13 protein-coding genes are annotated in these 15,512 nt (G+C 69.8%); 6 read left to right on the top strand and 7 right to left on the bottom strand.

Going from position 1 to position 15,512, the window contains the following annotated elements; genetic code table 11:
* Nucleotides 1-252: 252 nt before the first annotated feature.
* A complete protein-coding gene (locus tag CXQ92_RS08250) occupies nucleotides 253-1,092 on the top strand; it encodes a hypothetical protein (protein ID WP_104167126.1) in 840 nt (279 codons plus the stop codon).
* 96 nt (nucleotides 1,093-1,188) lie between these two features.
* A complete protein-coding gene (locus tag CXQ92_RS08245; protein ID WP_258069818.1) occupies nucleotides 1,189-1,899 on the top strand; it encodes a class F sortase in 711 nt (236 codons plus the stop codon).
* 84 nt (nucleotides 1,900-1,983) lie between these two features.
* On the opposite strand, the gene purL is transcribed toward CXQ92_RS08245, so the two are convergent.
* The 3 genes from purL to purS are packed head-to-tail and all read right to left on the bottom strand — an operon-like array spanning nucleotide 1,984 to nucleotide 5,327.
* On the bottom strand, nucleotides 1,984-4,284 hold the full coding sequence (purL, locus tag CXQ92_RS08240; protein WP_104167124.1) for a phosphoribosylformylglycinamidine synthase subunit PurL: 2,301 nt from the start codon (nucleotides 4,282-4,284) through the stop codon (nucleotides 1,984-1,986).
* Nucleotides 4,285-5,049, bottom strand: a complete 765-nt coding sequence (purQ, locus tag CXQ92_RS08235) for a phosphoribosylformylglycinamidine synthase subunit PurQ (RefSeq protein WP_258069913.1) — start codon at nucleotides 5,047-5,049, stop codon at nucleotides 4,285-4,287.
* A gap of 17 nt (nucleotides 5,050-5,066) precedes the next feature.
* On the bottom strand, nucleotides 5,067-5,327 hold the full coding sequence (purS, locus tag CXQ92_RS08230) for a phosphoribosylformylglycinamidine synthase subunit PurS (RefSeq protein ID WP_104167120.1): 261 nt from the start codon (nucleotides 5,325-5,327) through the stop codon (nucleotides 5,067-5,069).
* Nucleotides 5,328-5,543: 216 nt separating this feature from the next.
* On the opposite strand from purS, the gene CXQ92_RS08225 reads away from it, so the two are divergent.
* Nucleotides 5,544-6,038, top strand: coding sequence for a hypothetical protein (locus tag CXQ92_RS08225; RefSeq protein ID WP_104167118.1), 495 nt, complete (start codon nucleotides 5,544-5,546; stop codon nucleotides 6,036-6,038).
* A 49-nt stretch (nucleotides 6,039-6,087) separates the two neighbouring features.
* On the opposite strand, the gene CXQ92_RS08220 is transcribed toward CXQ92_RS08225, so the two are convergent.
* Together CXQ92_RS08220 and CXQ92_RS08215 are read right to left on the bottom strand one after the other, a co-directional pair.
* Nucleotides 6,088-6,699, bottom strand: a complete 612-nt coding sequence (locus CXQ92_RS08220) for an SSI family serine proteinase inhibitor (RefSeq protein WP_104167116.1) — start codon at nucleotides 6,697-6,699, stop codon at nucleotides 6,088-6,090.
* An 84-nt stretch (nucleotides 6,700-6,783) separates the two neighbouring features.
* The gene (locus CXQ92_RS08215; RefSeq protein WP_104167114.1) at nucleotides 6,784-7,668 is read right to left on the bottom strand and encodes a 3-methyladenine DNA glycosylase; all 885 of its coding nucleotides are present in this window, start codon (nucleotides 7,666-7,668) and stop codon (nucleotides 6,784-6,786) included.
* A 258-nt stretch (nucleotides 7,669-7,926) separates the two neighbouring features.
* Between CXQ92_RS08215 and CXQ92_RS08210 the strand changes: the two genes are divergently transcribed.
* Entirely contained in the window at nucleotides 7,927-10,953 is a 3,027-nt protein-coding gene (locus tag CXQ92_RS08210) for a S8 family peptidase (protein ID WP_104167112.1), read from the top strand.
* A 228-nt stretch (nucleotides 10,954-11,181) separates the two neighbouring features.
* On the opposite strand, the gene CXQ92_RS08205 is transcribed toward CXQ92_RS08210, so the two are convergent.
* On the bottom strand, nucleotides 11,182-12,471 hold the full coding sequence (locus tag CXQ92_RS08205; protein ID WP_104167110.1) for an aspartate kinase: 1,290 nt from the start codon (nucleotides 12,469-12,471) through the stop codon (nucleotides 11,182-11,184).
* Between the two features lie 232 nt (nucleotides 12,472-12,703).
* On the opposite strand from CXQ92_RS08205, the gene CXQ92_RS08200 reads away from it, so the two are divergent.
* Both CXQ92_RS08200 and CXQ92_RS08195 read left to right on the top strand, forming a co-directional pair.
* The gene (locus CXQ92_RS08200; RefSeq protein ID WP_104167108.1) at nucleotides 12,704-13,636 is read left to right on the top strand and encodes an ABC transporter ATP-binding protein; all 933 of its coding nucleotides are present in this window, start codon (nucleotides 12,704-12,706) and stop codon (nucleotides 13,634-13,636) included.
* Nucleotides 13,633-14,772 (top strand): ABC transporter permease, encoded by a 1,140-nt coding sequence (locus CXQ92_RS08195; protein ID WP_104167106.1) that lies wholly within the window; start codon nucleotides 13,633-13,635, stop codon nucleotides 14,770-14,772. Before CXQ92_RS08200 ends, CXQ92_RS08195 begins: the two co-directional genes overlap by 4 nt.
* Before the next feature lie 24 nt (nucleotides 14,773-14,796).
* On the opposite strand, the gene recR is transcribed toward CXQ92_RS08195, so the two are convergent.
* A complete protein-coding gene (gene recR / locus CXQ92_RS08190; RefSeq protein WP_104167104.1) occupies nucleotides 14,797-15,393 on the bottom strand; it encodes a recombination mediator RecR in 597 nt (198 codons plus the stop codon).
* Nucleotides 15,394-15,512 lie beyond the last annotated feature (119 nt).

The following is a 15,512-nucleotide window of genomic DNA, read 5'->3' as shown; positions in this document are numbered from 1 at the left end:
TCGATGCCAAAGCGTGACCCTGCTTGATGGCCTCATCTCATTGCTTACGTCACACAACAGCTCTAGGTTGATGCATACAGCGATCGTTCGGGTAATTCACAGGATGCTGGGGCTCCTGCCCCGAAACGATCAGCGGATCATGGCGATCTTGTTCGCAGCGCCCTCTCCGAGGGCGCTGCTTGCGTGTGGGGCCGCAAGCTGCGCCGTCGGGGATGGCCCGGGGGAAACTACGTGTCCAGGAGACGCACAGACATGATCAGTACCAATACGTGGGTTGCCGCCGGTTCGACGGCCACCCTCCTCGCCGGTGGCCTGTTCTTCGGAGCTCCGATGGCGGCGGCCGCACCCGGTGACGCGGCGTGCCTGCAGGCTTCTGCGCAGTTCAACGCGGCTCTCGGTCTCGCCGGTGTCGATCTCCGCTTCGTCACCCAGTTCGAGCTGGCGACGGCGGCGGTCGTGGACGCTGCGGCGAACCTCGAGGCAGTCACTCAAGCTGCTCTGACGTCGCAGGTCGCAGTGGACGCCGAAGCCGCCCTCATAAGGGCCGAGGAGGACTACGAAGCTGCGGTCCTGCTTGCTCAGGGAGATCTGGAGGACCCGGCCGTCGTCGAGGCCCAGAGTCTCGTCGAGCTCGCCGCGGCCGCTTACGACGAGGTGACCTACACCGACGAGGTTCAGGCAGCGGAGGAAGCTTTCGTCGACGCAGACGGCGCAGCATCCGACCTCCTCGCACAGCTCGACATGGAGGTGGACCAGGCGAACGAGATCCTCGCCCTGTTCGAGGCGTTCCTCGCGGCGTGTGACGCCGAAGCGATCGGCGTCGATCCGGCCGGCCCGGGGATCACTCCGGTGGGCCCGGCTCCGGTCGCCGTGCCGGCGGCCCCGGTCGCAGTGCCGGCTCCTCCGGCCGCTCCCAGCGCCGTCGTCCCCGCACCGACCGGCACGAACAAGGGCCTGAACGTCCAGACCGCCGTCGCGACCGAGGACAACAGCGCCGCCGTGGCCCTCATCGCGGCGCTGCTGGCCGTGGGGGTCGCGGTTCCGGCGGCCACCGCCGCCCGCATGCGTCGTCTCGAGCGCGCACAGCGCTAGAGGCCGGCCGATCCGGCCCCGGGGTAGTGGTCGAAGGACCGTTGCCCCGGGGCCGGACCGGCGCATCATCCATTTCGAGCTCAGGACAGCGCAGCCATGGACCAGCCCCGGATGCCCGACGTAGCCCCGGGCCGGCCGGGTGCTCCCGCGCAGACGGCCCCACAGCCGCAGCCGCGCCGCTCGCTTGCGAAGCGCTGGGCGGCGCTGCCCCTCGTCGCTGCCGCAGGGCTCGCCATCGCCGTCTCGGTCATGCCCCCGGCGTCGTCGAGCACGCCGTCGGCCGTCGCGACCCCCGTGCCGTCGTCGCCGTCTGCAGCAGCGGCTGCCCCCGCACCCGCGGCGTCCACCCCGGCGCCCGGCCCGGCCGCAGCCGAGCCCATCGGACTGTCCTTCCCCACAGCGGGGATCGACATGGCGGTCCTGCCGCTCACGCCGAGCGAGGCGGACCTCGCCGCGCAGACCCTCGTCCCTCCGCTCACCATCGACGCCTACTGGTTGACGTCCTACGGGATCCCCGGCGCCGGATCGGTCAACACCACCTACATCGCAGGCCACAGCTGGGACGGCAGGGACGCACCGTTCAACGCGTTGAGCGACGAAACCCTGGTGGGTGCCGAGTTCACGCTCACCGTCGGGACGGGCGACCTCACCTACGTCGTCGACTCGGTGACGACCCATGACAAGGACACGCTGAAGGACAGCGACATCTGGAACATCGTCCCGAACCGCGTGGTCCTCATCAGCTGTTACACCGAGGACCCGTGGGGGAAGAACGTCGTCGTCACGGCGATGCCGAAGACCGCCTGACGTCCACCGCGGGCTGCGACTCCCGCATCTGCGTCCGGTCGAGGAACCCCGCCGGCGGGACACCGGGTCCCGCCGGAGCCGGGGTCAGCCGAAGTGCCTCGGCAGCGTCCCCTCGTGGGCTTCGCGCAGCCGGTCCAGCGGCAGGGTGAAGTAGCCCTGCACGTCCAACGCCTGGTTCTCCGTGTCCACCACGCCGATCCGGATGGTGGGGAAGTTCCGCGCCGTGCACATGTCGTTGAAGCGGACCTCCTCGGAGCGGGGGACGCTGACGACGGCGCGGGCCTGGCTCTCGCTGAACAGCGCGGTGAATGCGTCGACGCCGTCGCGTTCGCACAGCTCGTCGAGCCCGATCCGCGCGCCGACGCCGAAGCGCAGCGCCATCTCGCTCAGCCCGGCCGCGAGGCCCCCCTCGGAGAGGTCGTGGGCGCCGTCGATCATGCCGTCCCGCGAGCAGTTGACGAGGATCGCCGCGAGCGTCTTCTCGGCCGCGAGGTCCAGTGCCGGCGGCTGCCCGCCGAGGTGCCCGCGCAGGTTGGCCCACTCGGAGCCGTCCAGCTCGTCCGCCGTCGTCCCCAGCAGGTAGATGGCCTGTCCGTCCTCCCGCCAGCCCGACGGCGTGCGCCGCGCGACGTCATCGAACACGCCGAGCACGCCCACCACAGGGGTGGGGTGGATGGCGACGCCGCCGGTCTGGTTGTACAGCGAGACATTGCCGCCGGTCACGGGCACGCCGAGCTCCTGGCAGGCGTCGGCGAGGCCGCGGACGGTCTCGGCGAACTGCCACATGACCTCGGGGTCCTCGGGGGAGCCGAAGTTCAGGCAGTCGGTGACGGCGAGCGGCTCGGCACCCGACGTCGCCACGTTCCGGTACGCCTCGGCGAGCGCCAGGCGCGCCCCCTCGTAGGGGTCGAGGTAGGAGTAGCGGCCGTTCGCATCGGTGGAGATGGCGACGCCGAGGCCGGTCTCCTCGTCGACCCGGACCACGCCGGCGTCGTCGGGCATGGCCAGCGCCGTGTTGCCCTGGACGTAGCGGTCGAACTGGTCGGTCACCCAGTTCTTCGCACACATGTTGGGTGAGGCCATGAGCTCCAGGACGGCCTCGCGCAGGTCGGCGGGCCGTTCGGCGGCAGCGGAGGCGGTGAAGGCATCGGCCTGGACGCCGTCGAGCCATTCGGGCCGGTGGTACGGGCGCTCGTAGACGGGGCCCTCATGGGCGACGGTGCGGGGGTCGACGTCGACGATCTTCTCGCCGTCCCATTCGATGATGAGCCGGCCGGTGTCGGTGACCTCGCCCAGCCAGGAGTACTCCACGGCCCACTTGTCCATGATGGCCTCGAACGCCTCCACGTTCGCGGGCGTCACGACCGCCATCATGCGTTCCTGCGACTCCGACATCAGGATCTCGCCGGGGGTGAGCGAGGGGTCGCGGAGCAGCACGTTGGTGAGTTCCACGTGCATGCCGCCGTCGCCGTTGGACGCGAGTTCCGACGTCGCGCAGGAGATGCCTGCCGCGCCGAGGTCCTGGATGCCCTCGACCACGGACGCCTTGAACAGTTCGAGGCAGCACTCGATGAGCACCTTCTCGGCGAACGGGTCGCCCACCTGGACGGCGGGACGCTTGGACGGCTTCGAGGAGTCGAAGGACTCGGAGGCCAGCACGGAGGCACCGCCGATGCCGTCGCCGCCGGTGCGGGCACCGAAGAGGACCACCCTGTTGCCCGCGCCGGACGCGTTGGCGAGGCGGATGTCCTCGTGCCGCAGCACGCCGACCGCGAGGGCGTTGACCAGCGGGTTGCCCTGGTAGACGGCGTCGAAGACCACCTCACCGCCGACGTTCGGCAGCCCGAGGGAGTTCCCGTAGCCACCGATGCCCGCGACGATCCCGTGCACGAGGCGGGCGGTGTCCGGGTGGTCGATCGCCCCGAAGCGCAGCGGGTCCATGACGGCGACCGGGCGGGCGCCCATGGAGATGATGTCGCGGACGATCCCGCCCACACCGGTGGCCGCGCCCTGGTAGGGCTCCACGAAGGACGGGTGGTTGTGGCTCTCCACCTTGAAGGTCACGGCCCAGCCGTCCCCGATGTCGACGACGCCGGCGTTCTCACCGATCCCGACGAGGAGGTGCTTCTTCATGGCGTCGGTGACCTTCTCGCCGAACTGGCGCAGGTGCACCTTGGAGGACTTGTAGGAGCAGTGCTCGCTCCACATCACCGAGTACATGGCGAGCTCGGCGCCGGTGGGCCTGCGCCCGAGGATCTCCTCGACGCGCCGGTACTCGTTCTCCTTGAGCCCGAGCTCCGCCCAGGGGAGCGCCTGGCCGGGGGTGGCCTCCGCATTCGCGACGGTGTCGATGTTGAACGCACGGGACGTTGTTCCTGCAGTCACTTAGCCCACCAGTTTCTTGAGTACCGAGGTGAAGATGCCGAGCCCGTCGGTTCCACCGCGGACCTCGACGGCGCCGCGGGCCGAGGAGTCCGGGCCGAAGCCCGCCTCGACGGCGTGCTCGGGGTGCGGCATGAGCCCGACGACGTTACCCGCGCTGTTCGAGATGCCGGCGATGTCGCGGCGAGAGCCGTTGGGGTTGCCGTCGACGTAGCGGAAGACCACACGACCCTCGCCCTCGAGCTCGTCCAGGGTGCGGTTGTCGGCGACGAACTGCCCGTCCTGGTTCTTGAGCGGGATGACGATCTCCTCGCCGTCCGCGTAGTCCGAGGTCCAGGAGGTGCCGGCGTTCTCGACGCGCAGGCGCTGGTCGCGGCAGATGAAGTGCAGGGAGTTGTTCTTGATCATGGACCCGGGCAGCAGGTGCGCCTCGGTCAGGACCTGGAAGCCGTTGCAGACGCCGAGCACGGGGAGGGCATCCGCCCCGCCCGAGGCCGCCGCGGTGATCTGCTCCATGAGCGGCGCGAAGCGGGAGATGGCGCCGGCACGGAGGTAGTCGCCGTAGGAGAAGCCGCCGGGGATGATGACGGCGTCGACGCCCTGCAGGTCGTGGTCGCCGTGCCACAGCTGGGTGGCGCTGCCGCCGGCGAGGCGGACGGCGCGGACGGCGTCGCGGTCGTCGAGCGAGCCGGGGAACGTGACGACGCCGACCCTCACGCCGTCGAGCGCCCTGTCCTCGCGGCCGGCGACGGGCTGGGGGCCGCCGATGAGCGGGGTCTCGAGGGTCACTGGCCGTCCTCCTCGAGAACCTCCACGCGGGTGACGTCCTCGATGACCGGGTTGGACAGCAGCGTGGCGGCGGCATGGCGGGCCTGCTCGAGGACCTCCTCCGTGACGTCACCGTCCACGGTCAGTTCGAAGCGCTTGCCCTGGCGGACGCCGGCGAAGCCGGTGAGCCCGATCCGGGGGAGTGCTCCGGCGATCGCCTTACCCTGGGGGTCGAGGATCTCGGGCTTGGGCATGACGTCGACAACGATCCGGGGCATCCGGCAACTCCTGTGCGTGAGCGGCAAGTGCTGGGGGTTCCAGCATTAAATGCAGTAGCCCGGAAGTGCCGTCTCACGCCGCATCAGGGTTGATACCGGCGCTCCGCGAGCTTGCGGTCCAAGTCTACCGGGCATTCCCTGAGCCCCCGTCCGGCGCCCGGCTTTCGGTGCGCGCCTGTTCGGCCCGCAGCGCTCCGGTCCCGTAGGATGCCCGTCATGGCGGAGTCCCTCGAGGCGTGGACCGACTTCAACGTCGCCATGGTCGGGGCGACCGCGGCGCTCGCCGGCCTGCTGATCGTGGCGATGTCGGTCAACATCTCCGCGATCGTGGCGTCGCCGGCACTGCCGGCCCGCGCCGCCGCCTCGATCGGCACCCTCACTCTTGCGATCGTGGTCGGCGCGATCGGACTCGTTCCCGGTCAGACCGCCTGGGCCCACGGCCTCGAGGTCCTCGCCGCACTGGTGGTCGTGCTCGCTCTCGAGGTGCACGCCGTCCGCCTCGTCGCCGCCGAGAGCGGCCGGAAGCCTTCGGAGCGCGCCGGGAAGATCGTTGCAGGGGCGCTTCCCCTCGGCCCCTTCGCGGTCGGCGCCGTCCTCCTGCTCCTCGGCGCGCCCGCGACCGGTCTCGCCTGGCTCGCTGCCGGATGCGTCCTCGCGATCGTCGGAGGCATCCTGTTCTCCTGGGTCGCCCTCGTCGAGGTGCTGCGCTGAGGTTGCCCGGTCCGGCGGGCGGCCGATCCCGTCGCAGCGTCCGCCGGCTCTACTGCGCCCCGGGCGCGCCCAGGAGATCCGTCAGACTGTTCCAGCGCGAGATCTCGCAGCCGTCCGTCAACGCGAAGGATCCCACCACCGGGGTCCCGTCGATCTCCCCGGTGATGCTCGCCGTCTGCGGACCCGCGTACTGCTGGGTGCAGAGCACGTCCTTGTTCGGGCGAGCCGTGAAGAACGCGGCGCCGATCCGCGTGAGGGTCGCGCACGCGGCGTCGGCGTTGGGATGGGTGGAGGCAGGCCCGGGGACGCCGTCGACGCACTCGAGCACGTACTGGACGGGGTCCGAGGACGCATCCTGCCGGACGGAGATGGTCAGCAGGGCGTTCGTCGAGGCCGCCGGCGGAGTCGCCGACGCCGGTGGAGCGGACGCCGGTGGAGCGGAGGGCGCGCCGGAGGGCGCCGGGCCGGGGGTGGCGCTGTCGTCCGGCGCGGGCGAGGGGGTGGGGGACTGCACGGCGGTCTCCTGTTCGTCGGGTTCGTCTGGCGGGCCGCTCTCGCTGCAGGCGGAGAGGGCGAGGGTGAGCGCCACGAGCGGAACCAGGGCGCGCCGGGCGGCCCTGCGTGCACGGCCCGCTGCAGGCCTCGGATCGGTGCTGGTCATGGCGTCCCCTTCGGCTGGCTCCCCAGCGTAACGGCTGGCGATAGATCAACGCGGGACGACGGCGAGGCGTCCCGGGCGGCGCGGCTAGGGAGCATCCAGCGCGTCGTCGAGCAGCCCGAGGAGCCGCGCCCGGAGCGCCTGCGACTCCTCGGCGAAGCTGCGCTGCAGCCGGACGTACTCCGCCTTGCCCTCGGCCGTCTCGATCGCGATCGGCGTGTAGCCCCAGTCCGCGAGGTCGTACGGGGAGGCCCGCATGTCCATGGTCCGGATCCGCCAGGACAGTTCGAAGCAGTCCATGACGATCTCGCTGGGCAGCAGCGGCGTGAGCTTGTACGCCCATTTGTACAGGTCCATGTTGGCGTGGAGGCAGCCCGGTTGTTCGAGGTCCCGCTGCGTCCGGCGCGTGGGCGTGAGCTCGTTCAGGGGCACCGCCTCCGGGGTGTAGAAACGGAAGGCGTCGAAGTGGGTGCAGCGGATCCGCGCGGAGTCGACGACGCCGTCGGTGCCGTCCGCCCCGAGGCGCAGTTGCAGATATTCGTGGCGGACCCCGTTGACCGCAGACCGGTATGCCATCGCCCACTCGTGGAGCCCGAAGCAACCGAACTGCGCGGGCCGCGCCGCGGTCCGGGCGAGGATCAACCGGGCGAAGTCGACGGCGTCGCGCCGCTCGACCGCGAAGCGCTGCGCGTCGACCCGGACCCCGTCGTCGACGGCGGCGTAGTACTTCCAGCCGGTGCGCTCCGCAGCGGCCGGTCCCGCCAGCACGACGGCGGCCCCCGGGTGCCAGCGCATGAGCTGGCCCGGCTTCTGCGTGTAGTAGGTGAAGAGGAAGTCCTCCACCGGATGTTTGGCCCCCCGCGACCGCCGCTCCAGGTAGGGCTCCGCGAAGCGGGCCACCCGCTCGTGGTGCCGCCGTTCGCGGTCCTGCCATTCCGCCTGCGCGAGACGGGTCAGGAGGTCAGCGGGCATTCTCCTATTATCACCTGTTCGCCTCCTGGTAAATATCCTGTGTGAATTCTGGGAAACACGGCCGAAGGTCACTGTTCAGGGTGTGTTGCCTCGGGTAAGTTTGTGCTCGCTGTGGCGTCTGTGAGCGTCATCACAGGGGTGGGGTCCCATACGGGAGACCACGGCATCGGGGGAACGGCTTCGGCCGGCCCGTACTTTCACGAGAGGCACTACCTTCCTATGACACAACGGAGAATAGCCGGGCAGGGGCGCACCAGCATGCGCGCCGCCGCGGCGATCGTTCTGGGTCTGCCGCTACTGGTCTCATCAACGGCGGTGGCGCCGGCTGCCTTCGCAGCGCCGGCTCCGGCGACGTCAGTGACGCCGCAGAAGGCGCCCGCCAAGAGTCTGGATCCGGCGCAGTACCCGGCCGGCAAGTACATCGTGGTACTCGCCGACAAGCCGATCGCCACCTACACGGGCGGCGTGCAGGGCATCGCCCCGACGAAGCCGCAGCCGGGCAAGAAGCTCGACGCCCAGGCGCCGAACGTCCAGCAGTACTCGAAGTTCCTCGAGACCAAGCAGCAGGAGGTCGCCACCGCGGAGAGCGTCGAGATCGACCGCGCCTACACGGCGGCCATCAACGGCTTCGCGGCGGATCTCAGCGCCGACCAGGCCATCGAGCTCGCCAAGAGCGACGAGGTCCTCATGGTCGCACCGGACGTGGAGAACGCCCCGGACTACTCCACCATCGACTTCCTCGGTCTCAACGGCAACAAGGGAGCCTGGAAGACCCAGTTCGGCGGCGAGAAGAACGCGGGCAAGGGAACGGTCGTCGGCGTCATCGACACCGGCTACGCCCCCGACAACCCCTTCTTCGCCGGTAAGCCCGTCAAGCCGCTCCCCGGCAACTCCAAGCCCAAGGTGGGTGAGCCCTACCGCGACGCCGACGGCAGGATCGCCATGCTGAAGGCCGATGGGAGCACGTTCGTCGGTGACTGCGAGGTCGGCCAGGGCTTCGACGGCAGCCTCTGCAACTCGAAGGTCGTCTCCGCGCAGTACTTCGACGAGGCCTTCATCGCGAGCGTGCCCGCCGCGAACCGCGCGCCCGAGGAAGTCCTCTCCCCGGTGGACATCGACAACCACGGCACGCACACGGCGAGCACCGCCGCGGGCAACGCAGGCGTCACCCAGACCGTCGACGGCCGGAACTTCGGTGTCTCCTCCGGGGTCGCCCCCGAGGCGAAGATCTCCGTCTACAAGACCTGCTGGGAGGACACCGACCCCAACACGGGCGGCTGCTACTCCTCGGCATCGGTCGATGCCATCAACCAGGCCATCCTCGACGGCGTGGACGTGCTGAACTACTCGATCTCGGGCAGCACGACGACGACGACGGACCCCGTGTCCCTCGCCTTCCTCTCGGCCACCTCGGCGGGCATCTTCGTCGCCGCGTCCGCCGGCAACTCCGGCCCCACCGCCAGCACCGTGAACCACGGCGCCCCGTGGATGACCACGGTCGCCGCGAGCACCTTCAACTACGAGCTGCAGGGCACCGCCGAATTCTCGGACGGCACCAAGTACCGCGGCGCGTCGATCATGCGCGCCGGTGTGCCCGCCACCCCGGTCGTCCTCGCCGTGAACGCGGCGGCGGCAGGCGCGGCGAGCCCTAACCTGTGCGGCCCCAACACCCTGGACCCGGCGAAGGTCGCCGGCAAGATCGTGGTCTGTGACCGCGGCGTCGTCGACCGCACCGCGAAGAGCGCCGAGGTGCTCCGTACCGGAGGCGTGGGCATGATCCTCGTCAACCTCGTCGATTCCTCGACGGACACCGACCAGCACGTGGTGCCGACGGTCCACGTCAACGCGCCCGAGGCCCTCGAGCTCAAGGCGAAGGTCGCGGCCAACCCGTCGATCACCGTCGCCCTGCAGCCCACGGACACCACGGGCAAGCCCCTGCCTCCCACACCGCAGATCGCAGGCTTCTCCTCGCGCGGCCCCCTGCTGGCCACCGGGTCCGACCTGCTGAAGCCGGACATCACGGCTCCGGGCGTCGCCGTCCTCGCGGGCGTCTCCACGGTCGGTTCCAAGGGGGCGCAGTTCGGGTTCCTCTCCGGAACCTCGATGGCCTCGCCTCACGTCGCGGGCTTCGCCGCGCTGGTCCTCGGCAAGAACCCCGCCTGGTCCCCGGCCACCGTGAAGTCGGCGATGATGACCACCGCCTACCCACTGAAGACCGCCACGGGCGGCGTCGAGACCGACGTCCTCGCGGTGGGCGCCGGCCACATCAACCCGGCAACCGTCCTCAGCCCCGGACTGGTCTACGACCAGACCGTGGAGGACTACCTCAGCTTCATCGCGGGCACCGGTGTCGAGCTCGGCATAGCCGGCGTCGAGCCGGTCGCCACGAAGGACACCAACGTGCCGTCCTTCGGCCTCGGCAACCTGACGGGACGCATCGAGGTCACCCGCACGGTCACGGCCGTCACCCCCGGCCTCTACCGTGCGACCGCGAACGTCCCCGGAGTCAAGGTCACCGTCACGCCGTCGGTCCTGAACTTCAGTGCACCCGGCGAGAAGCGCACCTTCAAGGTCACCTTCGAGAACGAGAGCGCACCGTTCGGCAAGTTCGCAGCCGGGTCCCTGACCTGGTCCGGCCAGGGCAAGACCGTCACCTCCCCGGTGGCCGTCCGCCCGCAGGCCGTCAAGGCTCCGGCCGAGGCAGCCTTCACCTCCGCGGGTCCTGACGGCAGCGGCACCTTCGACGTCACCTCGGGCACCAACACCCCGATCCAGATGACGCTCCAGGGCCTCGCCAAGGCGGACTCGACGGCGATCAACCTGGTCCCCGGTGGCCTGGCCAACGCGAACAACGCCTCCAACGCCGTCAAGGACGTCACCGTCCCCGCAGGCGCCCCGATCGCGAGGTTCTCGGTCCTCTCGAGTGACCCGACCGCCGACTTCGACATGTTCCTGATCACGCCGGCAGGCACCGTCACCCAGGTGGCGACCGCGGATGCCAGCGAGACGATCACGCTCGAGAAGCCGGCACCCGGCAAGTACCGGATCATCGCCAACCTGTACGGCAGCACGGACAACCGGCCGACCGCAGGCACCATCGATGCGGCGGTCCTCAGCGGCACGGAGAACAATGCGACGCTGACCCCTAACCCGCTCGCCCTGGCGAACGGCAGCACGGGTGCCGTCACGCTCACCTGGACCGGCCTCGCCGCCGGCTCCTACGTGGGCCGCGTGACCTACGCCGGATCCTCGGCCGTGACCTACGTGACGGTCGTCGTGAAGTAACATCCCAGCTGAATGACAGGTAGAAGGCCGGTGGATCCCTGATCCACCGGCCTTCTCCATGTCCGTGTCCGGTCGTCTTCATCCCACTCCACGGGACCGCGGGGTGGGAAGGTTCGAACAGTCCCACTCCACGGGACCGCGGGGTGGGAAGGTTCGAACAGTCCCGCTCCACGGCCGCGGCCGATGGGACGAAGGTCGTCAGGTGACGCAGGGGCCCCGACGAAGCGGCTAGCGGCCCGTCCCCGCGTACACCGTCGCGGTGGCGTCGCCGTCGAGCTCGAACGCGGCGTGCACGGCACGTACCGCGGTATCGAGCAGGTCCGCGCCCGTGACCACCGAGATGCGGATCTCCGACGTCGAGATCATGTCGATGTTCACGCCGGCGTCGGACAGGGCGCGGAAGAAACGGTAGGAGACGCCGGGGTTCGAACGCATGCCCGCGCCGATCAGCGAGAGCTTCCCGATCTTCTCGTTGTAGTCCACCGATTCGAAGCCGACGCGGTCCTGCGCGGCGCCGAGCGCGGCGAGCGCCTCGGCGCCGTCGACGATCGGGAGCGTGAAGGAGATGTCCGTGCGGCCGGACCCGTGTGTCGAGACGTTCTGCACGATCATGTCGATGTTCGTGTTGGCGCCGGCGACGATCCCGAAGATCTCGGCTGCCTTGCCGGGGATGTCGGGTACGCCGACGACCGTGACCTTCGCTTCGGAGCGGTCGTGCGCGACGCCGGAGATGATGGGCTGTTCCAAGGGTTCTCCCTCTTGAATCTTGATCTGGTCATCGGGGCTGGGCAGCACCCAGGTGCCCTCGTTGTGGCTGAAGGAGGAGCGGACGTGCAGGGGGACGCCGAAGCGGCGCGCGTACTCGACGCAGCGCAGGTGCAGGATCTTCGCTCCTGACGCCGCCATCTCGAGCATCTCCTCGCTCGAGATCGTGTCGATCTTCTGCGCCGAGGCGACCACCCGGGGGTCTGCGGTGTAGACGCCGTCGACGTCGGTGTAGATCTCACAGACGTCCGCGCCCAGCGCGGCGGCGAGGGCGACGGCGGTGGTGTCCGATCCGCCGCGGCCGAGGGTCGTGATGTCGTTGCTGTCGCGGCTCATGCCCTGGAAACCGGCGACGATGGCGATATCGCCCTTCTCGATGGCCGTCCGGATGCGGTGCGGGGAGACGTCGATGATCCGCGCCTTGCCGTGGATGGCGTCCGTGATCATGCCCGCCTGGCTGCCGGTGAAGGACTGCGCGGAGGCGCCGGCCGCGTGGATCGCCATCGCCAGGAGCGCCATGGAGATGCGCTCGCCCGCGCTCAGGAGCATGTCCATCTCCCGGGCGTCCGACGCCGTCGGGCTCACCTGCCCGGCGAGGTCCAGCAGTTCGTCCGTGCTGTCGCCCATCGCGGAGACGACGACGACCACCTCATGGCCTGCTGCCTGGGTGTCGACGACCCGCCGCGCGACGCGCTTGATGCCTTCGGCGTCGGCCACCGACGATCCGCCGAATTTTTGGACTATGAGGCTCATGCACTCGCTCACTGACGAAGGAGGACGGCGGCGTCAGCCGGCCGTGCTTGCTGTGACGGGCGGCAGCGTCGGCGCCTGAGGGAGCGGGGGATCGGGATCCTACGCCCGTGCCAGTGTAGCGGCGGGGGAATCGTCCGCTCAAAGTCGGGGTCCGAATAAGAACCTGCGGGCGCCCCACGATTCCCTTGCCGAACTCCGGCCCAAATGCTCGCGCGTCGCCTAATCTCGGAGCATGACCAACGAATCTGGGGGAATCGTCGTCGAGGGGGTGGCACGGAGCTTCGGCTCGGTGCAGGCCGTCCGCGATATCGATTTCGAGGCTCCGCCCGGGGAAGTGACCGCTCTGATCGGTCCCAACGGCTCCGGCAAGACGACCCTGCTGCTGATGATGGCGAGCCTGCTGGCTCCCGATCTCGGCACCATCCGTGTGGCGGGCTTCGACCCCGTCACGCAGCCCAGGGAGGTGCGGAGCAGGGTCGGCTGGATGCCGGACACCCTGGGCGCGTGGGAATCGCTGACCGCCCACGAGGTGCTGACGACGATCGGCGCGCTTTACCGGATGAGCTCCGCGGACCGGACGCGGCGGGCCGACGAACTGCTGGCGGCCGTGAAGCTCACCGACTTCGGCCACCAGCCGGCCCGTGTCCTCTCCCGCGGTCAGCAGCAGCGGCTCAGTCTGGCCCGCGCCCTGATCCACGACCCGCAGGTCCTGCTGCTGGACGAGCCGGCGTCGGGCCTCGATCCCGGCTCGCGGGTGGACCTGCGGTCGCTCCTGCGCTCGCTCGCCGCCGAGGGCAGGACCGTCGTGGTCTCGAGCCACGTCCTGTCGGAACTCGACGAGATCGCCGACCGTGCCGTCTTCGTGAGCCGGGGGCAGTCGGTGAAGAGCCAGACGCTCGACGAGGCCGGTGGCCAGATCCGCCGCTACTACATCCAGGCCGAGCCGATGACCGCCCTCGCCGCAGCTTTGGAGAGCCACGGCGTGCGCTTCGAGACGCGCCGCGACTCGCGGCGCGAGGAGTTCCTCGTCCAGCTCGGCAGCACCGCAGAGGCCTCCTGGCTGCTGCGCACCCTGGTGATGGCCGACGTCGTCGTCACCGCCTTCGCACCCGCCGGCGGTGCGCTCGAAGAAACCTACATGAGCCTCGATACGGACAGACGATGAGCACAGCGACCGAACCCTCGACCCCCCACCCCGTCCGTTCCTCCACCTCCCTGCCGTTCCGGACCGCGGTCCGCACGGTGTTCACCCTCGAGATGAAGCAGCGACTCCGGGGCAGGGGCTGGTACTGGATGCTCGGCACCTGGTTCGTGGTGATCGGCTTCATCTTCGTCCTCGCCCTCGGGGTGATCGGGGCCACCGACAACGAGGGCGGGATCCTCTTCGACCTGATCGTCGGCTTCGTCCTCTTCTTCGGGCTCCTCGTCTCCCCGGGCCTCTCGGCGAACGCCATCAACGGTGACCGCGCGGGCGGCACCCTCGCGATCCTCCAGGTCACGCTGCTCACGCCGGGGCAGCTGCTTGCGGGGAAATGGCTGGCCTCGTGGGTGGGGTCCCTCGCGTTCCTCGTCCTCAGCAGCCCTTTCATCTTCTGGGCGCTGACGCTCGGCGGCGTCAACGGCCAGGAGGCCGTGGTCTCGCTCCTGATGCTCGCCGTGCAGCTCGGCGTGGTCTGCGCGATCGGCGTGGGCGTCTCGGCGCTCGCCAACCGGCCCCTCTTCTCCATCGTCAGTACGTACATGGTGGTGGCGCTGCTGGCCGTCGGCACGGTGATCGTCTTCGGGCTGAGCACCATGCTGGTGATGGAGGAGCGGACGATGACGTCGTCCTACTACAACTACCCGGAGGCAAGCCTCGACAGCATGGGCGTCCCCGATCCGGGCGCCGAGCTGGAGTGCGTGACGCAGACCTACCGGTCGGAGGTACCCAACACGCAGTACATCACCTGGATCCTGGCCGCGAACCCGTTCGTGGTGGTGGCCGACGCCGTGCCCTACAGCGTCGAGGACCTGCCGGAGCAGGGCACGCCGAATCCCTACGGTCCCGCCGACGGCCCGTACTACACGCCGGGCGTCATGGAGACGATCAGCCAGGGGGTGCGGTCGGCGCAGGCCGGACCCGACACCGACCAGACCTGCGAGGAGGCAAGCCAGGCTCTTCGCCCGCTCCCGCAGGAGACACCGATCTGGCCTCTGGGGCTGGGGATCCAGCTGGTCCTGGCGACCGGGCTCCTGCTGGCCGCCCGCCGGAAGCTGACGATGCCGGCCGGGCGCCTCGCGCGGGGGACTCGCATCGCCTAGGTGGGTCCTGCAGGGCCGCTCGCGTCAGGACATGACGCGGCGGCCCTCGAAGGCCCGGCCGAGGGTCACCTCGTCCGCGTACTCGAGATCGCCGCCGACCGGGAGGCCGGACGCGAGGCGCGTGACGGGGATGCCGATGGTCTTGAGCATCCGCACCAGGTAGGTCGCCGTCGCTTCCCCCTCCAGGTTCGGATCGGTGGCGATGATGATCTCCTGGATCTGCGCGTCCGACAGGCGGGCGAGGAGTTCGCGGATGCGCAGCTGGTCGGGCCCGACGCCCGCGATGGGATTGATGGCGCCCCCCAGCACGTGGTACCTGCCGCGGAACGAGCGCGTGCGTTCGACGGCGATCACGTCCTTCGATTCCTCGACGACGCAGATCATCGTCGCGTCCCGGCGCGGATCACGGCAGATGGCGCACTGTTCCTGCTCGGCGACATTGCCGCAGATGGTGCAGAACTTCACGCGTTCCTTGACCGTGGTGATCGCCGTGACCAGGCGCTGCATGTCCTCGCCGTCCGCTTCCAGGATGTGGAACGCGAGGCGCTGGGCCGACTTCGGGCCCACCCCGGGCAGGCGTCCGAGCTCGTCGATAAGCTCCTGCACTGCGCCTTCGTACACGGTGTGTCCTCTTCTGCCTGTGGTGATGGTGCCGGTGTTCCGGTACCAGGGGCGTGGTGCGCCCTCCCCGCTGCGTCGGCGGGAAGAAGCGCACCCTCCATTGTCCGCCCTGCCGTGGG

It is taken from the genome of Arthrobacter sp. SX1312, assembly GCF_002929295.1.
Lineage (GTDB): Bacteria > Actinomycetota > Actinomycetes > Actinomycetales > Micrococcaceae > Arthrobacter_D.
The sequence above is the reverse complement of the archived record's forward strand: the minus strand, read 5'-3'. Positions and strand labels throughout refer to the sequence as shown.

Coding starts and splice junctions, on each gene's coding strand:
- CXQ92_RS08250 (WP_104167126.1), top strand. CDS start 253: ATGATCAGTACCAATACGTGGGTTGCCGCCGGTTCGACGGCCACCCTC.
- CXQ92_RS08210 (WP_104167112.1), top strand. CDS start 7,927: ATGCGCGCCGCCGCGGCGATCGTTCTGGGTCTGCCGCTACTGGTCTCA.
- CXQ92_RS08245 (WP_258069818.1), top strand. CDS start 1,189: ATGGACCAGCCCCGGATGCCCGACGTAGCCCCGGGCCGGCCGGGTGCT.
- CXQ92_RS08200 (WP_104167108.1), top strand. CDS start 12,704: ATGACCAACGAATCTGGGGGAATCGTCGTCGAGGGGGTGGCACGGAGC.
- CXQ92_RS08220 (WP_104167116.1), bottom strand. CDS start 6,699: ATGACCAGCACCGATCCGAGGCCTGCAGCGGGCCGTGCACGCAGGGCC.
- CXQ92_RS08195 (WP_104167106.1), top strand. CDS start 13,633: ATGAGCACAGCGACCGAACCCTCGACCCCCCACCCCGTCCGTTCCTCC.
- purS (WP_104167120.1), bottom strand. CDS start 5,327: ATGCCCCGGATCGTTGTCGACGTCATGCCCAAGCCCGAGATCCTCGAC.
- CXQ92_RS08205 (WP_104167110.1), bottom strand. CDS start 12,471: ATGAGCCTCATAGTCCAAAAATTCGGCGGATCGTCGGTGGCCGACGCC.
- CXQ92_RS08215 (WP_104167114.1), bottom strand. CDS start 7,668: ATGCCCGCTGACCTCCTGACCCGTCTCGCGCAGGCGGAATGGCAGGAC.
- CXQ92_RS08225 (WP_104167118.1), top strand. CDS start 5,544: ATGGCGGAGTCCCTCGAGGCGTGGACCGACTTCAACGTCGCCATGGTC.